We start from the raw sequence: 1,905 nt of genomic DNA, 5'->3' as shown, positions 1-1,905 counted from the left end.
AAGGGGCTCGAGGTCGTGCTGCCCCGTCGCTGGAGCCTGGCCGAGCTGGAGCGGGCCCTGCGCGAGCACGCCGTCTGGATCGACGAGCAGGTCGAGCGCTTCGACGTCCGCCAGGGACCGCGGTCGCCGGAGCTGAGCACCGGCAGCCGGGTGCTGGTGCTGGGCCGGCCGCGCGAGCTGCTGGTCGAGGGCGCGGAACCGGGGCGCCGCCGCGGCCGTGTCGTCGCCGAGAACGACCGCCTGCGCGTCCAGCTCACGCCGGACGACCGCCTGGACCCGCGGCCCCTGCTCGAGCGCTGGCTGCGCCGCCTGGCGCGGCGGCACCTCGAGGCGCGGGTGTGCGAGCTCGCCGCGACCCACGGCCTGGTCCCCAGCCGGATCATCATCGGGGAGCGCACGAGCCGCTGGGGCAGCTGCTCCCACAAGGGCAACCTGTCCTTCTGCTACCGCCTGGTGATGGCCCCGCCCGCGGTGATCGACGCCGTCGTCTGCCACGAGCTGTGCCACCTGCGGCACCTCAACCACGGCCCCGGCTTCCGGAAACTGCTGGCGGAGGTCTGCCCGGAGCACGACGAGAACATGTCCTGGCTGCGCGACCACCACGACGACCTGCAGATCTGAGGCCCCCATGTCCGACCTCTACGAACGCGGCCGCGTCCTGGCCCTGCTGCACGAGCACACCCTGACCGAGCCCCTGCGCCGCCACGCCTACGCCGTCGAGGCGGCCATGCGCGCGGCCGCCCTGCGCACCGGCAACGACCCCGAATACTGGGGGGCGGTCGGCCTGCTGCACGACTTCGACTACGAGCGCTTTCCCGAGCCGCCGGACCACCCGCAGCAGGGCGCCGCGATCCTGCGCGGCCTCGGCTACCCGGAGCCCTTCGTGCGCGCGATCCTCTCGCACGCCTCCTACACGGGCGTGCCGCGCGAGGACGACTGCGCGCGCTGGCTCTTCGCCGTGGACGAGCTGTGCGGCTTCTGCATGGCCTGCGCGATGGTGCAGCCCGACCGCAAGATCGCCGCGGTGCAGGTGGCCTCGGTGCTGAAGAAGCTGAAGAAGAAGGACTTCGCCGCCAAGGTGAACCGCGCCGAGATCGCCGAGGGCGCGGCGGACCTGGGCCTCGAGCCCGCGGAGGTGACCACGCTCGTCCTCGGGGCGCTCGCGGGGGTCGCCGCCGACCTCGGGCTCTAGCGTCTCCGGAAAGGGGTGAGCGCATGAAGTCCCTGGACCTGGGCTGCGGTCCGCGCAGCAAGCTGGCGGGATCCGTGGGCCTGGACATGCGCCCGGCCCCCCACGTCGACATCGTCCACGACCTGAACGACTACCCACTGCCCTTCGCCGACGACGAGTTCGACCACGTCGAGATGTCCCACGTCATCGAGCACGTGACCCGCCCCCTGGACCTCATGGCCGAGGTCCACCGCATCGCTCGCGACGGGGCCACGGTGCGCGTCATCACGCCGCACTACAGCTCGCAGCTCTCCTACGGCGACCTCGAGCACTTCCACCACTTGGGCTACATCACCTTCCTGACGCTGCAGGGCACCGGACTGTTCGCCATCGCCCGCCACAAGCTCTGGTTCACCGACCTCTACCGCTGGTGCGGCCTCGCCTGGCTCGCCAACCGCTTCCCGCGGCGCTGGGAGAAGTACCACGCCTTCACGATGCCGGCGCTCTACGTTGAGGTGATCCTGCGCGTCGCGAAGCCGGGCGGGCGGGCCAGTGCCGATCTCGTTCGGGACTACATGTACTGAGCGCCCGGGTGGGTGCTGGACATGGATCGAGGACATGGGCCTCGTCCTGCGGACGCGCGCCGGTCACCTCCTGTGACCGGCGCGCTCGACTTCCGGGTCCCGGCGCCCTCCTGGCGCCCGGACCCTACAGACGCCGCAGGACGAGGCCCA

The 1,905-nt window shown here is 71.9% G+C and carries 3 protein-coding genes; all 3 read left to right on the top strand.

The annotated features are described in order from the left end of the window. A partial coding sequence (locus tag Q7W29_04730) for a SprT family zinc-dependent metalloprotease (GenBank protein ID MDO9171122.1) occupies positions 1 to 621 on the top strand: 621 nt, incomplete at its 5' end. Between the two features lie 7 nt (positions 622 to 628). Further along, the gene (locus Q7W29_04725; GenBank protein ID MDO9171121.1) at positions 629 to 1,192 is read left to right on the top strand and encodes an HDIG domain-containing protein; all 564 of its coding nucleotides are present in this window, start codon (positions 629 to 631) and stop codon (positions 1,190 to 1,192) included. A 23-nt stretch (positions 1,193 to 1,215) separates the two neighbouring features. Continuing rightward, entirely contained in the window at positions 1,216 to 1,755 is a 540-nt protein-coding gene (locus tag Q7W29_04720; protein ID MDO9171120.1) for a methyltransferase domain-containing protein, read from the top strand. The last annotated feature ends 150 nt before the right edge of the window (positions 1,756 to 1,905 follow it).

Source organism: bacterium (assembly GCA_030654305.1).
Lineage (GTDB): Bacteria > Krumholzibacteriota > Krumholzibacteriia > LZORAL124-64-63 > LZORAL124-64-63 > PNOJ01.
The sequence above is the reverse complement of the archived record's forward strand: the minus strand, read 5'-3'. Positions and strand labels throughout refer to the sequence as shown.